At 73.3% G+C, this 18,177-nt stretch carries 16 protein-coding genes and 3 tRNA genes; 5 read left to right on the top strand and 14 right to left on the bottom strand.

Annotation, left to right across the window (positions count from 1 at the left end; all coding sequences use genetic code 11):
* Positions 1–4 precede the first annotated feature (4 nt).
* Together ACYVDA_RS10900 and ACYVDA_RS10905 are read left to right on the top strand one after the other, a co-directional pair.
* Positions 5–2,449, top strand: a complete 2,445-nt coding sequence (locus ACYVDA_RS10900) for a hypothetical protein (RefSeq protein ID WP_460818267.1) — start codon at positions 5–7, stop codon at positions 2,447–2,449.
* A 25-nt stretch (positions 2,450–2,474) separates the two neighbouring features.
* Complete coding sequence (locus ACYVDA_RS10905) at positions 2,475–3,185, top strand: FkbM family methyltransferase (protein ID WP_460818271.1); 711 nt, start codon at positions 2,475–2,477, stop codon at positions 3,183–3,185.
* Between the two features lie 4 nt (positions 3,186–3,189).
* Here the strand turns inward: ACYVDA_RS10905 and ACYVDA_RS10910 are convergent, their stop codons facing one another.
* From ACYVDA_RS10910 to ACYVDA_RS10920, 3 genes are all read right to left on the bottom strand, one after another.
* Positions 3,190–3,984: an Fpg/Nei family DNA glycosylase gene (locus tag ACYVDA_RS10910; RefSeq protein WP_460818274.1), complete on the bottom strand. Its 795-nt coding sequence runs from the start codon at positions 3,982–3,984 to the stop codon at positions 3,190–3,192.
* Between the two features lie 244 nt (positions 3,985–4,228).
* Positions 4,229–4,305, bottom strand: a tRNA-Phe gene (locus tag ACYVDA_RS10915).
* 150 nt (positions 4,306–4,455) lie between these two features.
* Positions 4,456–4,529 (bottom strand) — tRNA-Asp (locus ACYVDA_RS10920).
* Positions 4,530–4,671: 142 nt separating this feature from the next.
* Here ACYVDA_RS10920 and ACYVDA_RS10925 point away from each other — a divergent pair.
* Positions 4,672–5,007, top strand: coding sequence for a hypothetical protein (locus ACYVDA_RS10925; RefSeq protein WP_460818277.1), 336 nt, complete (start codon positions 4,672–4,674; stop codon positions 5,005–5,007).
* A 49-nt stretch (positions 5,008–5,056) separates the two neighbouring features.
* Here the strand turns inward: ACYVDA_RS10925 and ACYVDA_RS10930 are convergent.
* The 4 genes from ACYVDA_RS10930 to ACYVDA_RS10945 all read right to left on the bottom strand — a co-directional run bounded on the left by ACYVDA_RS10930 (position 5,057) and on the right by ACYVDA_RS10945 (position 8,344).
* A tRNA-Glu gene (locus ACYVDA_RS10930) sits at positions 5,057–5,129 on the bottom strand.
* A gap of 80 nt (positions 5,130–5,209) precedes the next feature.
* Complete coding sequence (locus ACYVDA_RS10935; RefSeq protein ID WP_460818281.1) at positions 5,210–5,557, bottom strand: metallopeptidase family protein; 348 nt, start codon at positions 5,555–5,557, stop codon at positions 5,210–5,212.
* A 443-nt stretch (positions 5,558–6,000) separates the two neighbouring features.
* Positions 6,001–7,155, bottom strand: coding sequence for a fatty acid desaturase family protein (locus ACYVDA_RS10940; RefSeq protein WP_460818284.1), 1,155 nt, complete (start codon positions 7,153–7,155; stop codon positions 6,001–6,003).
* A 46-nt stretch (positions 7,156–7,201) separates the two neighbouring features.
* Complete coding sequence (locus ACYVDA_RS10945) at positions 7,202–8,344, bottom strand: ferredoxin reductase (RefSeq protein ID WP_460818288.1); 1,143 nt, start codon at positions 8,342–8,344, stop codon at positions 7,202–7,204.
* A gap of 86 nt (positions 8,345–8,430) precedes the next feature.
* On the opposite strand from ACYVDA_RS10945, the gene ACYVDA_RS10950 reads away from it, so the two are divergent.
* The gene (locus ACYVDA_RS10950) at positions 8,431–9,627 is read left to right on the top strand and encodes a PucR family transcriptional regulator (RefSeq protein WP_460818291.1); all 1,197 of its coding nucleotides are present in this window, start codon (positions 8,431–8,433) and stop codon (positions 9,625–9,627) included.
* An 18-nt stretch (positions 9,628–9,645) separates the two neighbouring features.
* On the opposite strand, the gene ACYVDA_RS10955 is transcribed toward ACYVDA_RS10950, so the two are convergent.
* Genes ACYVDA_RS10955 through ACYVDA_RS10975 form a run of 5 tightly spaced genes read right to left on the bottom strand, consistent with a single transcriptional unit; the run spans position 9,646 to position 14,553 of the window.
* Positions 9,646–11,313, bottom strand: coding sequence for an amidohydrolase (locus ACYVDA_RS10955; RefSeq protein WP_460818293.1), 1,668 nt, complete (start codon positions 11,311–11,313; stop codon positions 9,646–9,648).
* Positions 11,314–11,323: 10 nt separating this feature from the next.
* On the bottom strand, positions 11,324–11,689 hold the full coding sequence (locus tag ACYVDA_RS10960) for a fluoride efflux transporter FluC (RefSeq protein ID WP_460818295.1): 366 nt from the start codon (positions 11,687–11,689) through the stop codon (positions 11,324–11,326).
* Positions 11,686–12,120 (bottom strand): FluC/FEX family fluoride channel, encoded by a 435-nt coding sequence (locus ACYVDA_RS10965; RefSeq protein ID WP_460818298.1) that lies wholly within the window; start codon positions 12,118–12,120, stop codon positions 11,686–11,688. Before ACYVDA_RS10965 ends, ACYVDA_RS10960 begins: the two co-directional genes overlap by 4 nt.
* A 12-nt stretch (positions 12,121–12,132) precedes the next feature.
* Positions 12,133–13,170, bottom strand: coding sequence for an ATP-binding protein (locus tag ACYVDA_RS10970; protein WP_460818301.1), 1,038 nt, complete (start codon positions 13,168–13,170; stop codon positions 12,133–12,135).
* A gap of 6 nt (positions 13,171–13,176) precedes the next feature.
* Entirely contained in the window at positions 13,177–14,553 is a 1,377-nt protein-coding gene (locus ACYVDA_RS10975; RefSeq protein ID WP_460818304.1) for a mycothione reductase, read from the bottom strand.
* A gap of 125 nt (positions 14,554–14,678) precedes the next feature.
* Here ACYVDA_RS10975 and ACYVDA_RS10980 point away from each other — a divergent pair, with 125 nt between their 5' ends.
* Positions 14,679–16,154: an NAD(P)/FAD-dependent oxidoreductase gene (locus ACYVDA_RS10980; protein WP_460818306.1), complete on the top strand. Its 1,476-nt coding sequence runs from the start codon at positions 14,679–14,681 to the stop codon at positions 16,152–16,154.
* Between the two features lie 134 nt (positions 16,155–16,288).
* On the opposite strand, the gene ACYVDA_RS10985 is transcribed toward ACYVDA_RS10980, so the two are convergent.
* Together ACYVDA_RS10985 and ACYVDA_RS10990 are read right to left on the bottom strand one after the other, a co-directional pair.
* A complete protein-coding gene (locus ACYVDA_RS10985; RefSeq protein WP_460818310.1) occupies positions 16,289–16,753 on the bottom strand; it encodes a hypothetical protein in 465 nt (154 codons plus the stop codon).
* Between the two features lie 140 nt (positions 16,754–16,893).
* Positions 16,894–18,177 (bottom strand): glutathionylspermidine synthase family protein, encoded by a 1,284-nt coding sequence (locus ACYVDA_RS10990; RefSeq protein ID WP_460818314.1) that lies wholly within the window; start codon positions 18,175–18,177, stop codon positions 16,894–16,896.

Raw genomic sequence — 18,177 nt, forward strand, 5'->3', positions numbered from 1 at the left:
GGCGATGACGGTGGTCGAGGGTGCCTCGGCCGGTGGCCCCACGCCCGGTGAGGGGTCGGGCGCGGGGTCGGCCCCGGGATCGACGGCGGGATCGACGGCGGCGGTGGTCGATCCCGAGGTGCCGGTGCGCGCTGACGGCGTGCTGCTGATCGGGGAGATGAAGGGGTCCGGCTACCGCACCCCGCCGGCGTTGGCGCGTCGCGCGGACGGGCAGACGATCCAGCTGACCGCGCTGCTCCACCTGGTGCTCGAGGCGGTCGACGGTCGGCGTACGCACGCCGAGATCGCCGAGCGCGTCACCGAGCGGTTCGGACGCACGGTCTCGGCCGACAACGTGCGCACGCTGGTCGACCAGCAGCTGCGCACCACCGGCCTCGTGGTCAAGGGCGACGGCAGCCAGCCGGAGGTGCGGCGGTCCAACCCGCTGCTCGCCCTGCGGTTCAAGTACGCCGTCACCGACCCCGAGCGCACCCGTCGGATCACCGCGCCCTTCGCCCTGCTCTTCAACCCCGTGATCGTCGTGGCCGTGCTGGTGGCGCTCGTCGTGGTCAGCTGGTGGGTCTTCTTCCGTGAGGGACTGGCCTCGGCCACCCACGACGCCTTCGACCGGCCCGGCCTGCTGCTGCTGGTCGTCCTCGTCACGGTGCTCTCGGCCGGCTTCCACGAGTTCGGCCACGCCGCCGGTGCGCGCCGGGGCGGGGCGACCCCGGGTGTCATGGGTGCCGGGATCTACCTGGTCTGGCCGGCCTTCTTCACCGACGTCACCGACTCCTACCGGCTCGGGCGCTGGGGGCGGGTCGTCACCGATCTCGGCGGGCTCTACTTCAACGCCATCGTGGCGGTGGCGATCGCGGGCGTCTGGTGGCTGACGTCGTACGACGCGCTGCTGCTCGTCGTGGCCACCCAGATCCTCCAGATGGTGCGCCAGCTGACCCCGGTGGTCCGCTTCGACGGCTACCACGTGCTCGCCGACGTCACCGGTGTCCCCGACCTGTTCCACCGGATCCGCCCGACGCTGGTCTCGCTGCTGCCGTGGCGGTGGCGCTCGCCTGAGGCGCAGGTGCTCAAGCCGTGGGCCCGGGCCGTGGTCAGCCTGTGGGTGATCGCGGTCGTCCCGATGCTGCTGTTCTCGCTGTGGTGCATGGTGCTGGCGCTCCCGCGGATCCTCGGCACCGCCTGGGTCAGCGCAGGCCGTCAGGCGATCATGCTGGGCCAGGCCTGGGGGAACGCCGACGTCCTCGGCGTGGGCGCCCGCGCCGTCGCCGTGCTCGCGGTCGTCTTCCCGGTGCTGGCCACCGCCGTCGTGCTGGTGCGCCTGGTGCGCCAGCTCGGGCGCAAGCTCTGGACCGCCACCGCCGGTCGCCCGGCCCGCCGCGGGGCCTCGCTGGCCCTGGTGCTCGCGCTGGTGCTCGGACTCACCTACCTCTGGTGGCCCCGTCCGGGCTCCTACGCCCCGATCATGCCGTTCGAGGGCGGCACGGTGACCCAGGCCGTGGCCGCGGCCCGTCCCGCGCCCGCCGGCGCGCTGCGGGTCGGGTCGCGCGGCACCATCACCACCGGCTGGCCCGACGGTGGCGCCCGTCCGACGCGCGAGAAGCCGCAGCTGGCCGTCGTGCTGGTGCCCCACCACGACGGCAGCGGCGCCACGACCGGCGGGGCCGCCACCTCGGGCCCGGACGCGCCGGGCTCGTGGGTCTTCCCGTTCGACCGGCCGCTGCGGCCGGGCAAGGGCGACAACCAGGCTCTGGCGGTCAACACCCGCGACGGCACCATCCAGTACGACGTGGCCTTCGCGCTGGTCTGGATCGACGACGACTCCCCGGCGCTGAACAAGAACGAGGCCTACGCCTTCGCCAGCTGCACGAGCTGCGGGGCCGTCGCGGTGGGGTTCCAGGTCGTCCTGGTCACCGGCGAGAACCACGTCGCCGCGCCCCAGAACCTGTCGGGCGCCCTGAACAGCGACTGCGTGAACTGCCTGACCTACGCCCTGGCCACCCAGCTGTTCGTCACCCTCGACGGCCCGCTCAAGCAGCCCGGGATGAAGGCCCTGGAGGCGCTGTGGGCCCAGATCGCGGACTTCGGCGCCCACATCACCGAGGTGCCGCTCTCGGAGATCCAGGACCGGTTGTCGGCCTACGAGAAGCAGATCCTGGAGATCATCGCCACGGACCAGGGGCCGCTGACCAGCACCTCCCCGGGGCCGGGCACCCCCACCGCGACCGCCGACGCGACCGGCACGGCCTCGCCCGGTGCCACTGCGGCGCCCGGGACCGACCCCAGCGGTGCGGCCTCGCCGGGGAGCGGCCCGTCGGGGTCCACCGACGGGGCGACGGCCACCGCCTCACCGACGGGCGGGTCCACGACGGCGGCCCCCGACGGCACGGCCACGTCGGGCCCCTCGGCCACGACCAGTCCGTCGACCGACCCCAGCGCGACGAGCACCCCGTGAGCCGACCCGTGGCAGGCTCGGAGCGGTGACCAGCCCCCTGCACCAGCAGCGGATGCTCTCGGAGCAGTCCCGCGACGCCCACCTGCGCTGGCTGATCGAGGCGCTCGAGGTCGACCTGGTCCTCGACGTCGGCGCCAACCGCGGGCAGTTCGGCCGGGGCCTGCGCGAGGGCGGGTACGCCGGGCGCATCGTGTCCTTCGAGCCGGCGGCCGCCCCCCGGGCCGAGCTGGAGGCCGCGGCCGCGAGCGACCCGGCGTGGGAGGTCCTGCCCTGGGCGCTGGCCGAGGCCGACGGCGAGGCGGTGCTGCACGCGATCGACGAGGAGTCCGAGCTCGGGTCGCTGCGCGAGAGCTCGGAGTTCGGTCGGGCGTGGAAGCCGTTGATGGCCCGCACGCGCGAGGAGCGGGTCGGCGTACGCCGGCTGGACGGGGTGTGGTCCTCGCTGCCGGGCGGCCCGGGCGCGCGGGTCCTGCTCAAGCTCGACACCCAGGGTTTCGACCTCGCGGCGTTCCGCGGCGCCGGGTCGCTGGTCGCCCCGGTCGGCCCGGTGGTGGCCGTCCTGTCGGAGGTGGCCTGCCTGCCGATCTACGATCACGTGCCGCTGATGGACGAGCACCTCGCGGAGTACGCCGGCGCCGGCTGGTCGCTCGCCGGCCTCTACCCGGTCTCCTTCGACCCGGCGTCGCTGCGCGTGATCGAGCTCGACGCCGTCCTGGTGCGCACCCCGGAGGAGTAGGGGCTCAGACCTGCTCGACCGGGCACCACCACGTCGTGCGCCCCCCGACCGTGGCGCGCTGCAGGTCGGCGCCGCAGCGCGGGCAGCGACCGCCGCGGTGGCGGTGCTCGACCACCTCGCCGGTGTGCACCCCGCCGTGCCGGATGGCGTGCCGGATGCCCGAGCGCAGCTCGCGGCGCAGCGCGTCGAGCTCGTCGGTGGTGAGCTCGCCCGCGGGCCGGTCGGGGGCCAGGTGGGCCTGCCACAGGACCTGGTCGGCGAGCAGGTTGCCGATGCCGGCGACGACGGACTGGTCGAGCAGCCGTGCCTTGAGGGCGACCCGACCGCGACCGACCCGCTCGCGGAACTCCTCGCGGCCGACCTCGCCCGCGTCCGGTCCCAGGGCGTCGAGATCGGGGTCCAGGCGCACCCGCCCCAGCCGTCGCTTGTCGAAGAGCCGCAGCGCCCCGCCGTCCTCGAACGTCGCGGTGAACCGGAACCACTCCGGCTTGTCGGGGCGCAGCCGCACCGGGTCGCCGCCGTCGGTGGGGCGGCCCTCGGCGTCCGTGACCAGGATCCGCCCGCTCATGCCGAGGTGGATGCCGAGCAGCGGACCGTCGGCCCCGGTGGTGCACCACATCGACTTGCCGCGTCGGTGGGCCTCGACCAGCGTCCGCCCGACGAGTGCGTCGGCGATCTCGCCCGGCGCGTGCGGTCGGCACTCGTAGGCGTCGCTGTCGTCGACGGAGGCGATCCGCCGCCCCAGCGCCCCCTGCTCGATCACCTGACGCGCGGCTTCGACCTCGGGCAGCTCCGGCACCCGGTCAGTGTGCCGACGGGTTCCAAGGCGGCCGGGGGCTGGGGGCTGGTGGGCGAGCGGGAGGTGGTCGCCGTACCCACACTTTTGTGTAGCGGATGCAGCACGTCGGGGGCATCGTGCTGCATCTCCTACACAAATGTGTGGGCGTTGCGCGGCGGGGGTAGGCGTTGCGCGGCGCAGGCGGGCGAGCGGGGCCCCGGCGTACGACGAAGGCCCGCCGGCGTGGTGCCGGCGGGCCTCGCGGTGGTGGGCAGGGGCGGGGTCGAACCGCCGACCTTCCACTTTTCAGGCGGACGCTCGTACCAACTGAGCTACCTGCCCTCACCAGGTCCCCGGAGGAACCGAGTCGGAACTGTACCGGACACCCGTGGCGCGGGTGAAACCGAGTCCCCGCAGCGGCACCACCATCCGGGAACGACTCAGGGCGAGGTCATGATGACCTCGCCCTGATCTGTTCGTCGCAAACTGTTGCGACCCCGACGGGACTCGAACCCGCGGCCTCCGCCGTGACAGGGCGGCGCGCTAACCAACTGCGCTACGGGGCCTCGTGTGGTGCTTGTCGGCTGCCGTGTTCCGCAGCGACGAAAGATTAACCCATCCCCACCCGCTGCACGAAATCGGGGGCACCACCGCCCGCGACGCTCCGGCGGGCGACCTGTCCGGCTCGTCGACGCGGTCCGTGACCGGGTGGGGTCGGGCGCGTTCTTCTCCTGCAAGAGCCCTTCCGAGTCTCTGGAGTCCGCGACGAGCCAGCCGTACGGCTACGAGCGCAGGGACGACCCCGGCCTGGCCGGCGTCGTGGCTCGGTGGTGGCTGCGTCGCCGTACGGACCGCGTGGCCGCCGCCCTCGACGAGGCCAAGCAGGCGGCCGAGGCGCACGGCGCGGAGAAGCGGGCGGCCGCGGACCGGCGGGCCCGTCGCGGGTGGGGCGGCGACCGGAGGCGCTCCGGGACGCCGGTCGCCCCTCGTCAGCGGTCGGACGCCCCGGCGGAGCCGGGCCGACGGGCCCCACGCCAGCCCTAGGGCCGGTCCGGGGTCGGTCCTGACGCGGCTCGTGCGAGGCCGGTCGCGGCACCCCCAACGGGATTCGAACCCGTGCTACCGCCGTGAAAGGGCGGGGTCCTGGGCCACTAGACGATGGGGGCCCTGTCGGGCGTCCGGGCGTGCCCGGTCGACGACCGCGCCAGTCTAGGGGAGGTCGGGGGTGGGTCGTGCGCAGGTCGCCTCAGGCGTACCCGAGGTCGTGCAGGTGGTGGTCGTCGATGCCGAAGTGGTGGGCGATCTCGTGCACCACGGTGATCCGGACCTCCTCCACCAGCTCCTCGGGCGACTGGCACATCCGCAGCAGCGGCCCCCGGAAGACCAAGATCCGGTCGGGCGGCGCGAACGTGTAGCCGGTGTCGCGCTCGGTCAGCGGCACGCCCTCGTAGAGCCCGAGCAGCTCCGGCCCGTCCGCGGGCGCCTCGTCCTCGACCAGCACCACCACGTTGCGCACCAGGACGGCCAGCTCCGCCGGCACCCCGTCCAGCGCCTGCGACACCAGCGCGTCGAACTCCTCCTCGCCCACCTCCATGCCCCCAGCGTCCCAGGCGTCCCCAGGGCGGCCTGCGCCTCGCCGTACGCCGCCCCTGCCCGGCCCTGCCCTGCAAATGTCGTCCGTGGTGCCACTGGGGTGCCCGGAAGGCGACCGGCGCGACATTCGCACGGCCCGGCTCTGCACATGTGACCAGGACGCCCCTCGTGCGCCTCGAGCCGGATCCCAGGAGCAACATTGGCAGCCCCCGTGGCTGCAGATGTCGCCCACGAGGCCCCTGGGTCGCCCACCTGCACCACCCGCGACATGTGCAGCGCCCCGGCCGCCCCGCGACAGCCGCAGCGCCCCGACAGCCCCGACAGCCGCGGCCGCCCCGACAGCCGCGGCCGCCCCGACAGCCGCGGCCGCCGAGCCACCCACCCCCACGTACGCCGACGGCCCGGCCACCCCGAGGGGCGACCGGGCCGAGCAGCAGGAGCAGGTCAGGCGGCGACGCGAGGGGCCTCGGGGGCAGCCGGGGCGACCGGGGTCGGGTTGACCTTGCGGGAGGCGAAGTTGTTCGGCAGCGACAGGCGGATCACCTTGTGCCACGCCGAGGCGACCTGCTTGGGCAGCGAACCGGTCGTGTAGGTCAGGCCGTAGCGCTCGAACAGCGCCTCCACCTTGGGCGCGATTTCCTGGTAGCGGTTGCTCGGGAGGTCGGGGAACAGGTGGTGCTCGATCTGGTAGCTCAGGTTGCCGGTGGCGATGTGCATCGCGCGGGACCCGGTGATGTTGGCCGAGCCGAGCATCTGGCGCACGTACCACTCGCCCTTGGTCTCGCCCTCGATCGACTTCTTCTCGAAGGTGGAGACGCCCTCGGGGAAGTGGCCGCACATGATCACCGAGTGGGTCCACAGGTTGCGGACCAGGTTGGCGGTGAAGTTGGCGCCGAGCGTGGTCAGGGCGGACGGGCCGGACAGCAGCGGGTGGACGACGTAGTCCTTGGTGGCCTGCTTCTTGATCTTGCCCAGCGTCTGGCGCAGCTTGGCCTTGAACTCGGGCGACTTCGTCTGCTTGCGCTTGATGTTCTTGCCCAGCTCGAGGTCGTAGGCCGCGATGCCGTACTCGAAGAAGCAAGCGTTGATGAAGTTCCACAGGGGCTGGGCCAGGTAGAACGGGCTCCAGCGCTGGTCCTCGTCGACGCGCATGATGCCGTAACCGAGGTCGTTGTCCTTGCCGACGACGTTGGTGTAGGTGTGGTGCAGCTCGTTGTGCGAGTGCTTCCACTGCTCGGCCGGGGAGGCGTTGTCCCACTCCCAGGTGGTCGAGTGGATCTTCGGGTCACGCATCCAGTCCCACTGGCCGTGCATGACGTTGTGGCCGATCTCCATGTTCTCCAGGATCTTGGCGACCGAGAGGCCGACCGTCCCGGCGATCCACGCCGGCGGGAACAGCGAGAACAGCAGGACGCCGCGCGAGCCGAGCTCGAGCTTGCGCTGCACGTCGATCACCTTGCGGATGTACGCCGCGTCGCTCTCGCCGCGCTGGGCGACGACCTCGGCGCGGATGGCGTCGAGCTCCCGGCCGATCTGCTCGACGTCCTCGGCGGTGAGGTGGGCGATCGGGCTGGTGGTCTGCTTCTGCAGGACGGTCATGGTGATCTCCTTCGGGTGGGTGATCAGGGAGTGCGGGACGTGGTGGTCAGTGGTCGATGCGGCAGGGGCCGGCAGCGGCCGAGATGCAGGTCTGGATGTTGACGCCGTCGCCCTCCTGGGCGGTGGTGATGTCGCCGCTGCGCAGGTCGCGGACGACGCCCTCGCGCAGGGGCAGGACGCAGCCGAAGCAGACGCCCATCCGGCAGCCGCTGGGCATCAGGACGCCGGCCTCCTCGGCCTGCTCCAGGATCGGCCGGTCGCCGGTGGCCTCCAGGGTCACGCCGCTGCCGGTGAAGTCGACGGTGCCGCCCTCGCCGGTGACCAGGGTGGCCACGCGGAACTGCTCGGTCTGGAGCTCCAGGCCGCGGTCGGCGTGGTGGGTCTCCAGGGCGGCGAGCAGGCCGGCCGGACCGCAGGCGTAGGTCGCCCGGGCGTCGAGGTCGGGCACCAGGTCGGCCAGGTCGGCGACGTCGAGGACACCGTGCTCGTCGTCGTAGCGCGCGACGAGGCGGATCATGCCGGCCTCGTGCAGCTCCTGGAGGTTGCGGGCGAAGATCGAGTCGGGGTGGCTGGGGGCGACGTGCACGACGGTGATGTCGAAGGCGTCGCTGCGCGGGAGGCGGACCACGCCGTCCTCGGTGACCGGGAAGAGGTTGCGCAGCATCCCGATCACGGGGGTGACGCCGGAGCCGGCGGTGACGAAGAGGAACTTGCCGCCGTCCTCGGGGAGCACGAACTCGCCGGCGGCCTGCTCGAGGTGGACCATCGTGCCGACCCGGGTGTTGCGCACCAGGTGGTGGCTGACCTTCCCGTCCGGCACGGCCTTGACCGTGACCGCGATGCGGCCGTCGGCGCGGGGGCCGTGGGTGAGGGAGTAGGCGCGCCACTGACGCACCCCGTCGACGTCGATGCCGATGCGGACGTACTGGCCCGGCACGTGGCCGGCCCAGTCGGCGCCGGGCTTGATCAGGATGGTGGCGGCGTCGGCGGTCTCGGGGAAGACGCCCTCGACGCGGCCGCGCAGGTCGGCACCGGGCCGCAGCGGGTCGATGATGTCGAGGTAGTCGGCCGGCACCAGCGGGGTCGCGGCCAGCTCCGCCACACGGCGTACGCCGGAGCGCAGCGTCGAGGACCACCGGGGAGCGGTGGGCGCCGACGGGGTGCGGGGGTGCGGGGACGTGATCGCCATACCCACTACTGTCCGCGACCAGGGCGCTAAAGTCATGACCGGAGGATGTGAATCCGGTACCTCCTTTTGTTCGCAGAGGATGAAGAATGACGCGACGCGGCGGTGTTCGTCTCAGCAAGCGCACGGTGGCCGAGCTGCGTCGCGGCCTCCCGGAGGTCGCCGAGCGGACGGTCAAGGCGGTCACCGAGGAGGTCCCGAGCTACTCCGACGCCCTGACCGGTCGGATGGGCGAGAACATCCGCGGAGCCGTCGAGCTGGCCCTGGGTGGCTTCGTGTCCCTGGCCGGGCGGGCGGGCGGTGCCGGCAGCTCACCCACGGCGACCGCGGTGGACGGGGCCTACCAGCTCGGCCGCGGTGAGGCGCGCAGCGGGCGGACCGTCGACGCGCTGCTGTCGGCGTACCGCATCGGCGCCCGGGTCTCGTGGCGCGAGATGTCGGGCGCCGCCGTGCGGACCGGGGTGGACGCCGAGACCCTGGGGCGCTTCGCCGAGCTGGTCTTCGCCTACATCGACGAGCTGTCCGCGGCCAGCGTCGCCGGCCACGGCGACGAGCAGGCCACCACCGGCCGTGTGCGCCAGCGGCTGCTGGAGAAGCTCGCCGAGCAGCTGCTCGCCCGGGCCGACCCCGACGTGCTCGTGCAGAGCGCCGCCCGGGCCGACTGGTCGGTGCCGGAGACGCTGACCGCCGTGCTGGTGCCGGCCTCGCAGACCCGCGCGGTGCTGGCCTCGCTGTCCCCGGAGACGATCGTCGCCGGGGAGGGCATCGACGCGGTGGAGACCGGTCCGGCGGCCGACCGCGACCTGGCGGTGCTGCTCGTCCCCGACGTGCACGGCGCGGGACGCGACGTCCTGCTCCACACCCTCGAGCACCGGTCGGTGGTGGTCGGTCCGCCGCGGCACTGGCTCGACGTGCGTACGTCGGTGGACCGGGCGGTCCGGGTGCAGCGGCTGGGGCGGGGCCCGGACACCGAGGCGTTCCTGGCCGAGCTGGTCGTCACCGCGGACCCCGACGCGCTGGCCGACCTGCGGGCGCGCGTGCTGGCGCCGCTGGAGGACGTGCGGGACAGCAGCGCGGAGAAGCTGGTGGAGACCCTGCGCGCGTGGTTGCTGCACCAGGGTCGCCGGGACGCGGTGGCGGCCGCACTGTTCGTGCACCCCCAGACCGTGCGCTACCGCATGGGTCAGCTGCGCGAGGTGTTCGGCGACCGCCTGGAGGACCCGCACCGCGTGCTCGAGCTGGTGATCGCGCTGGGGATGGACGACACCCCGGCCGCCGACGACTGACCCGCAGGACGCCGGGACTCAGAGCGTGGAGTGCACCAGCCGCCCGGCCACCCAGGTGCCGGCCACCGTCATCGCCCGGAGGTGCCGGGCACGGTCGGCGGTGCCGCCCGTCCCGGGGTCGCGCAGCGGGTCGGCGTCGAGCAGGGCCAGGTCGCCGGGGTGCCCGGGCGCCACGGTGCCCCAGCCGTCGGTGCTCGCGGTCAGCGCCTCGGCGACCGTGAGCGCCTGCTCGGGGTGCCAGGGGTCGCGCTCGTCGGCGCTGCGGTGCACTGCTGCGGCCATCGCGTCCCAGGGGTCCAGCCGCGAGACCGGCGCGTCGGAGCCGAGCACGACGTCGACGCCGTCCTCGACCAGCCAGCGCAGGGCGAAGCAGCGGCCGGTGCGGTCGGGCCACAGCGTCTCGGTGAGGTCGCGGTCGTCGAGCAGGTGGGCCGGCTGCACGCTGGCCCGGATGCCCAGGCGTGCCATCGTCCGGGAGTCCTCGCGGGTGATCAGCTGGGCGTGCTCGATCGAGCCCCGCACGCCGGTGCCCTCGAAGGCCGCCAGCGCCTGCGCGACGGCGGCGTCGCCGATGGCGTGCACGGCGACGTCCATGCCGCTGCGCCGGGCGTGGCCGAGCACGGCGCTGAGGCCCTCGCCGGAGATGTTGGCCGCGCCCGTCCCGCCCCCGGCGTACGCCGAGCAGCACCAGGCCGTCCCGGTGTTCAGCGACCCGTCGGAGATGATCTTGAGCGGCCCCATCGTGACCAGGGGACCGCAGCCGGGCAGCGCGGCGCCGGTGCGCGCTCCCGAGGCGGCGAAGTCGTCGAGGGTGTCGACGTAGGCGCCGACCCGCACCCGCAGCAGCTCGGCCCCGCCCGCGATCCGCTCGGGCCAGGCGCTGGCGCTCTGGTCGAACTCCAGGTCCACCAGCCCCACCACCCCCTGGGCCGCCGCGCCGCTCATCGCGTGCAGGTAGGCCTCGGGCGAGGTGCCGTCGGAGCCGACCAGCTGCGCCAGGCGGGGGTACGTCGCGAACCACTCCGCCTCGCTGACCACCCCGTCGCGCTCGGCCAGCCCGAGGCCGCGGAGCGCGCGGGTGTTGCACCAGGCGTGGTGCCCGTCGCCGGCGATGAGCACGACCGGGACCGCGCCGGAGACGGCGTCGAGGTCGGCGACCGTCGGCTGCTGCGTCCAGCCCGCCGAGCGGTGGCCCCAGCCGACCACCGGCAGCCCGGGCAGCTGGGCGAGCCGGTCGCGGACCAGGGCCAGGGCGTCCTGGGGCGAGCGCGTGCGCCCCAGGTCCAGGCGGTACGACGCGAGGGCCCACTGCCCCAGGTGCACGTGCTGGTCCCACAGCCCGGGGACCAGCCAACGGCCGTCGGCCAGGACCTCCTCCGCGCCGGGGGCGTGCAGGTCGGGCCCGACCTCGGCGACCCGGCCGCCCCGCACGAGGACGTCCACCACCTCCGGGAGGTCCGGGACCCCCGGGAGATCGGTGGCCCCGGGGACGACGTGGTCGCCCGAGGTCACCGGCGCGGTGCTCCGCGAGCCGGGCGGCCGGCGACCGGGACCGCGTCCCACCGGCACCAGCCGCACCGCGCGCAGCACCGTGTCCTCGACCCCCGACGACGGCTCGCCGGGTCCCGTGGACCGGGCATGACCCGCGGGGCCGGGGGAGCCCGGGGACGTCGGGGTGGTCGCCATGGGCGCCACGCTAGGACAGGGAGGTGGCCGCGAGGTGCCCCAGGGTCGCCATCAGCAGGCAGCCCACGATCGTGAGGGCGACGTACGCCGTCCCCCGCCGCCCTCCGGCCGCCACGCTCTGCACCGCGAAGGCGCTGTAGGTCGTGAGCCCGCCGCAGAAGCCGGTGCCCAGCAGCGCCATCGCGTGGCCGCCGACCGCGGCCCCCACCAGGGCGCCGAGCACCAGCGATCCGACCAGGTTGACGCTCAGCGTGCCGAGCGGCAGCCGGCGCGGCAGGTCGCGGTCCAGGTGGTGCCCGACGAGCAGGCGCAGGGGTGCGCCGACCGCGGCGCCGACCGCGACCAGCAGCCCGGCCCCGGCGGCCAGACCGCTCACCGGTCACCCTCCTCGACCTGGACGGCCGCGCGCCACCCCGGGCTCGCGGACCGGTTCACCACGGCGACCGCGAGCAGCGCGGCCCCGAGCGTCCCCAGGGCGTACGCCGCCGCGAGGCCGACGTGGCCGGAGTCGAGCAGGCCGACGGTGTCGGTCGAGGCGGTCGACATGGTGGTGAAGCCGCCGAGCACGCCGGTGCCCAGGAGCACCGCCACCCAGGGCGTGCGCCGCGCCGCCGGCAGCAGCGGGACGCCCGCCAGCAGGGCCGAGCCGACCACGTTGATGCCCAGGACCGTCCAGGGGAAGTGACCGGGCTGGGTCGGCACGAGACCGGTCAGCAGCCAGCGGCCGAGCGCGCCGAGGGCGCCGCCCACGGACGCGGCGAGCAGGGAGGCGACCGGGGGCGCCGGTCGGGCGTGGGTGGTGACCATCGGGGACGGAACCTACAGCGGCGGCATCGAGGTCGGTCCGTCCCACGGCACCGGCTCCTCGCCGCGGGCCTGGCGCTCGAACTCGGTGAAGTACCAGCTCTGGAGCCGGACGATCAGGTCCGGCGGTCGCAGCGCCAGCAGGTGCTCCCCGGAGAAGGCGCGGTAGCACTCGACCAGCAGGTCGCGCAGCCTCGCCATCGTCGCCGGGGCACTGGCCGGGATGCTGTAGTCGAGGTCGACCGTGACGGCCAGGTCGGTGATGGCCTTGTCCAGCTGGGAGACCCCGGCGGCGGCCCGACGCTCGCGGTCGGACTGGCGGAAGGTCTCGGTGATCTCCACGGCCAGGGGGTAGTCCTCGGGCGCGGTCATGGCCAGCAGCCGGAGCTCGCGGCGCACCTCGAAGTGGTAGCGACGCATCTCGGCGAACACCCGGGCCGGCACGTTGAGCAGGCGCAGCGCGAGGCGGTTCTCGTCGACGGGCGGGCCGTCGTCGAAGTCGGGGTCGAAGTCGAAGACCTCCCCGTTCTCGTCGCGCGTGGTGCGGTCGCCGTCGCTGGGCTCGAACCACACCAGCTTGCTGCGACCGTCGTGGGCCAGGTCCGAGCCCCAGCGGGCCGACATCATCGCGACCAGGTCGAGGCCGCGACCGAAGGAGGTGACGTTGGCGTCGTCGACGTCCTCGGGGCGGGGCACGACGGGCGTGCGCTGGGGCGGCACGGGGGAGGAGTCGACGACCTCGATGCGGGGGTGGTCCACGGTGCCGCGGATGCGGACCGAGAGAGGGGGCCTGGAGTGGATCAGCGCGTTGGTGACGAGCTCGGAGACGCCGAGCGCGGCCGAGTCGACGAGGTCACCTCGACCGATCTCGGTCAGCACGCGGGACACCCAGGAACGCGCGAGCTTCACCGAGGGCGGGCTCGCGGGAAGGACGAGTGAGCGCTTGGTCAGGGCCACCCTCCCTCGGTCGGGCACGACCCGGCTCGAGAAGAGGAGCGCCGAGCTCCAACGGGGGTCGGGACCGACAGTAGGGGAACCGGGTCCTCGGAGCACGCATCGTCACCGTAATTTGAGCAACGCGTTCTCCACCACCTCGGCCAGCGCCGGGTGGATCCAGTACTGCCCGCCGGCCATCTCCGCCACCGTCGAGCCCAGGCTCATCCCCTGCACCAGGCTCTGGACCAGGATGCTGGCCTGGGGTCCGATCAGGTGGGCGCCGAGCAGGCGCTCGCCGGAGGCGTCGGCGACCAGCTTGCAGAACAGGTCGCCCGAGGGGGCCTCCATGGCCCACCCGTAGGCGACGTCGGCGTAGTCCTGGACGGCCGTGCGCACCTCGATCCCCTGCTCGCGGGCGGCCTGGGAGGTCAGCCCCACGCTGGCGATCTGGGGGGAGGTGAAGACCGCGCTGGGGACGAACCGGTGGTCGCTCGTGTGGAGGTCCTCGGGGTGCAGCAGGTTGTGCTGGACGATCCGGGCCTCGTGGTTCGCGACGTGCTTGAGCTGGTCGTGGTTGGCGACGTCGCCCAGCGCCCAGATGCCCGGCACGGTGGTGCGCTGGTGCTCGTCGACGACGACGATCCCGTCCTCGACCCGCACACCGGTGTTCTCCAGGCCCAGCCGGTCGGCGTTGGAGGTGCGGCCGGTGGCGACCAGGAGCACGTCGGCCTCGACCTGGGTCCCGTCGCTCAGGTCGACGGTCACCGGGGTGCCGGGACCGTCCTGGGTCACCTTGGTCGCGGTGGCCGAGAGGCGCACGTCCCAGCGCTGCGAGGCGGCGCGGGTGAAGGCGGCCGAGACGTCCTCGTCCTGGGCCATCAGCAGCCGCGCGCCCCGCTGCACCTGGGTCACCCGGCTGCCCAGGGAGGCGAAGACGTGGGCGAACTCCGCGGCGACGTAGCCGCCGCCCAGCACGACCAGCCGTCGCGGCAGCTCGGGCAGGCGCATCACGGTGTCGCTGGTGTGGAACTCCACCTCGTCCAGGCCCGGCACGTCGGCGACCTCCACCCGGCTGCCCGCGGCGATCACGACCTGGTCGGCGGTGATCCGGGTCTCGGTGCCGTCGGTGGCCCGAACGACCAGCGTGCGGTCGTCGACGAACGTGGCGTGCCCGGTGTGGACGTCGACGTTCGGCAGGCCGCGGCGGTAGTCCTCGCCGCCGGCCGCGATCGGGTCGATCCGCCCGAAGATCCGGTCGCGGACCTCGGCCCAGCGCACCCCGTCGTACGACGTCTCGACGCCGAGCTCGGGGGCGTGCCGCGCCTGCTCGGCCAGGTCGGCGGGGTAGACGAACATCTTGGTCGGGATGCAGCCCACGTTGAGGCAGGTGCCGCCGAAGACGCCCTCCTCCACGATGGCCACGCGCCGGTCCGCGAAGCGGTCGTCGACGATGCTGTTGCCCGAACCGGTGCCGATCACCACGAGGTCGTAGTCGCTCACGCGTACATCGTGCCTGGTGCGCCCTGACCCCTACCGCTCGGTAGGTCCGGGCGTGTGACACAGTCGACCAGTTCTGGATTGGTCACCAGGGGACTTCCGGAGTCACAATCTCTGTTGTGCCAGACGTGAACTCCTCCTCCGACGCCCCCCTCGCCCCGCAGGCAGCCCACCGGCACCAGGTGGTCGTGATCGGGTCGGGGTTCGGCGGTCTCTTCGGCACCAAGGCGCTGCGCAAGGCCGACGTCGACGTGACCATGATCGCGAAGACCACCCACCACCTCTTCCAGCCGCTCCTCTACCAGGTGGCGACCGGCATCCTGTCCGAGGGCGAGATCGCCCCGGCCACCCGCGAGGTGCTGGCCAAGCAGGACAACGCCCGGGTGCTCCTCGGCGAGGTCACCGATGTCGACCTCGAGGCGCAGACCGTCACCCACTCGGTGCTCGGCCGCTCGACCGTCACGTCGTACGACAGCCTCCTGGTCGCAGCCGGCGCGGGCCAGTCCTACTTCGGCAACGACCACTTCGCCGAGTTCGCCCCCGGCATGAAGAGCGTCGACGACGCCCTGGAGCTGCGCGGCCGCATCTTCGGTGCCTTCGAGCTGGCCGAGAACATGGCCGCCAAGGGCGAGCCGACCGACCACCTGCTGACCTTCGTCGTCGTCGGTGCGGGCCCCACCGGGGTGGAGATGGCCGGCCAGATCGCCGAGCTGTCCCGCAAGACCCTCAAGCGCGACTTCCGCTACATCAACACCCGCGAGGCCCGCGTCATCCTGATCGACGCCGCCTCCCAGGTGCTGCCGCCCTTCGGCGCGGAGCTGGGTCGCAAGAGCCAGAAGGCGCTGGAGGACCTCGGCGTCGAGGTCCAGCTCGGCACCATGGTCACCAACGTCGACGAGCGCGGACTCGAGGTCCAGGACAAGAGCGGCCAGGCCCGTCGCATCGAGGCGGTCACCAAGATCTGGGCCGCGGGCGTCCAGGCCAGCCCGCTGGGGCGCACCCTGTCGGAGCAGTCCGGCGCCGGTCTCGACCGCGCGGGCCGGATCATGGTCAACCCTGACCTGACGCTGCCCGGTCACCCCGAGGTCTTCGTCGTCGGCGACATGATCGCGCTCAACAACCTCCCCGGCGTGGCCCAGGTGGCCATCCAGGGCGCCAAGTACGCCGCCAAGGAGATCCAGGGCCGGCTCAAGGACGCCGCCCCGCAGGAGCCCTTCAAGTACTTCGACAAGGGCAGCATGGCCACGATCTCGCGCTTCGACGCGGTCGCGCTGGTCGGCAAGGTCCGCCTCAGCGGTCTGATCGCCTGGCTGATGTGGCTCGGCGTGCACCTGATCTACCTGACCGGCTTCAAGAACCAGTTCACCGCGCTGATCCACTGGGCGGTCACGTTCCTGTCCAACGACCGCTCCCAGCGCACCGCCACCGAGCAGCAGATCTTCGGCCGTCAGGCGCTGATGCGGCTGCCGCGCGGTGCCTCGGAGCTGGTCAGCGAGCCGGGTGAGTTCGCCAAGATCGGCCAGGAGCGCCGCGAGGAGCTCGAGCGCAACGCCGCCGAGGAGAGCCGCCTCACCGACGCCGGCGTCCGCGGCCGCAGCGACTGACCCACCCGCCGAGGGGGCTCACCTGGTCCCCGAGGAGGCTCGTATGCCCGCCGAGGGGGCTCACCTGGTCCCCGAGGGGGCTTGTCTGCACGCCGAGGGGCTCGTGCGGCGACCGACCGGGCGTGCCCGGGGCCTCAGCGACGCAGCCGCGGGACCGCGGCGCCGTCGAGGCGCCAGCGGAGCGTGCCCGCGCCGACCGAGACGAGGGCGGCGACGCCGATCGCGGCGATCAGGACCGGGGACGGCACCAGCAGGTAGCCGACCAGGCAGACCCCCGCGAGCAGCAGGCAGATCCGGGCCACCTGGGCCGCCCGGCGGCTCAGGTCGTGGCGCCGCACCACCCGGGCGAAGTCGATCTCCTCACCGGGCGGGCGCACGAACGGTCGGCGCGACATCTCCGAGGGCCCACGGTCCGGGGACGGGGCCGGCCCGTCGATCGGTGGTGCGGCCACCTCAGCAGGCTCCGGCGGTGTCAGCGGCAGGCCGGAGGGCCACGGCGGGCGCTGGGCCGGCAGGCGGGCCGGGGTCGAGGTGTCGGCCCTGGCTCCCGGGCGGTTGCCGGCGCGGTGGGCGCCGCCGCGAGGACGTGCGTTCGACATGGGGTGGAGTCTGCACCTGTTCCCCCCTGGTCGGACGATCCGGCGGGCCGCGTCGGCCACGCGGACGGCACATTCTCACCTGGGGATCGGTCGCAGGTGGCACGAACGCGACATCTGAGGCGTCACTTCCGGCGCGCGTCTCAGTCCAGGCGGGGCAGCGGGTCGGTGACCCGCTGGTTGCGCCAGAGCAGGGTCTGGCCGAAGGACGGCTCGAGGGCGTCGCTGATCACGTGCGGCACCACCCGGCTGTAGTAGTCGGTGACCGGCCCGTCGGACTCGCGCACGATCGCGCCGGCCGACTCGCCGTCGACGACCCAGCTGCCGATCATGGCGAAGTTGTCGCCGTCGCCGTCGATCCCGAAGTTCGGGAGCTCCTTGAACTCCTGGTAGACCATCCGGTCCCCGGCGTACGCCCCCTCGTTGACGGTCTCGGTGCCGTCCCAGCGGTGCACCACGATGTTGTCGCCCTCACGGCCCTGGAGCGGCTTGGCGATCCACTCGACCAGGTCGCCCGGGTCGTCGAAGTACGCCGGCAGCAGGTAGGGGCAGTCCGGGTTCATCTCGAACAGCACCGGGAGCAGCGCCTTGGTCGAGAGCAGGACCTTCCAGGCGGGCTCGATCCAGCGCACCGGGTCGAGCTCGCTGCCGTGCAGCAGGATCGTGCCGACCGGCTCCTCGGCCAGCATCGCCTCCCACGGGTAGAGCTTGAAGGCGGCGGTGATCGGCTCGTCGTTGGCGTCGAGGAAGCGACCCTTGGGCAGGGTGGCGTGCTCCTGCCAGTGGATGGTCTCGATCGGCTGGACCGACACCGTCAGGCCGGCCTGGGTGGCGACGTCGGCCAGGTAGTGGACCGTCATCTCCTCCTCGCCCGAGGTGTCGGACTGGCTGTGGAACAGGTGCAGGCGCCCGCCGGGGATGCGCCCGGACCGGCCGAGCTTGGCCCAGGTGTCGACGAGCCGCTCGTGCAGGCTGTTCCACTGGTCGGTGTCGTTGGAGAAGTCCATGTCCTCCTTCCAGCGCCACTGCGCGACCGCGGTCTCGACCAGGCCGGTGGGGGTGTCGCCGTTGAGCTCCATCATCCGCAGGTCCTCGCCGTCGAAGCGCAGGTCGAAGCGGGCGTAGAGCGACGGGTGCTCGGCGCGGATGGAGTCGCGGACGTAGTCCAGGGTGCCGGTGGGCAGCCGCAGGTCGGTGTCGCTGAAGTCGCGCAGCATCTTGGGCACCGCCTCCAGGCACAGCCCCCAGAGCGTCTCGGTGGCGTGCTCGAGCAGGTCGACCTCGGACTGGGTGAGCTCGTACCAGGCCCACTCGTTCCAGTAGGGCACCTTGGAGCCGTCGGGGAGGTCGGTCTGGGGGAAGATCAGGCCCTGCTGCTCGACGGTCCTCAAGAACCCCGGGCGCGGCTTGGAGCGGTGGCGCCACAT

The sequence above is a fragment of the Nocardioides korecus genome (genome assembly GCF_054778395.1).

Excerpts from the sequence above, each read along its gene's own strand:
- ACYVDA_RS10900 (WP_460818267.1), top strand. The coding sequence starts at position 5 with ATGACGGTGGTCGAGGGTGCCTCGGCCGGTGGCCCCACGCCCGGTGAG.
- ACYVDA_RS10935 (WP_460818281.1), bottom strand. The coding sequence starts at position 5,557 with ATGGAGGTGGGCGAGGAGGAGTTCGACGCGCTGGTGTCGCAGGCGCTG.
- ACYVDA_RS10940 (WP_460818284.1), bottom strand. The coding sequence starts at position 7,155 with ATGACCGTCCTGCAGAAGCAGACCACCAGCCCGATCGCCCACCTCACC.
- ACYVDA_RS10945 (WP_460818288.1), bottom strand. The coding sequence starts at position 8,344 with ATGGCGATCACGTCCCCGCACCCCCGCACCCCGTCGGCGCCCACCGCT.
- ACYVDA_RS10950 (WP_460818291.1), top strand. The coding sequence starts at position 8,431 with ATGACGCGACGCGGCGGTGTTCGTCTCAGCAAGCGCACGGTGGCCGAG.
- ACYVDA_RS10955 (WP_460818293.1), bottom strand. The coding sequence starts at position 11,313 with ATGGCGACCACCCCGACGTCCCCGGGCTCCCCCGGCCCCGCGGGTCAT.
- ACYVDA_RS10965 (WP_460818298.1), bottom strand. The coding sequence starts at position 12,120 with ATGGTCACCACCCACGCCCGACCGGCGCCCCCGGTCGCCTCCCTGCTC.
- ACYVDA_RS10985 (WP_460818310.1), bottom strand. The coding sequence starts at position 16,753 with ATGTCGAACGCACGTCCTCGCGGCGGCGCCCACCGCGCCGGCAACCGC.
- ACYVDA_RS10990 (WP_460818314.1), bottom strand. The coding sequence starts at position 18,177 with ATGTGGCGCCACCGCTCCAAGCCGCGCCCGGGGTTCTTGAGGACCGTC.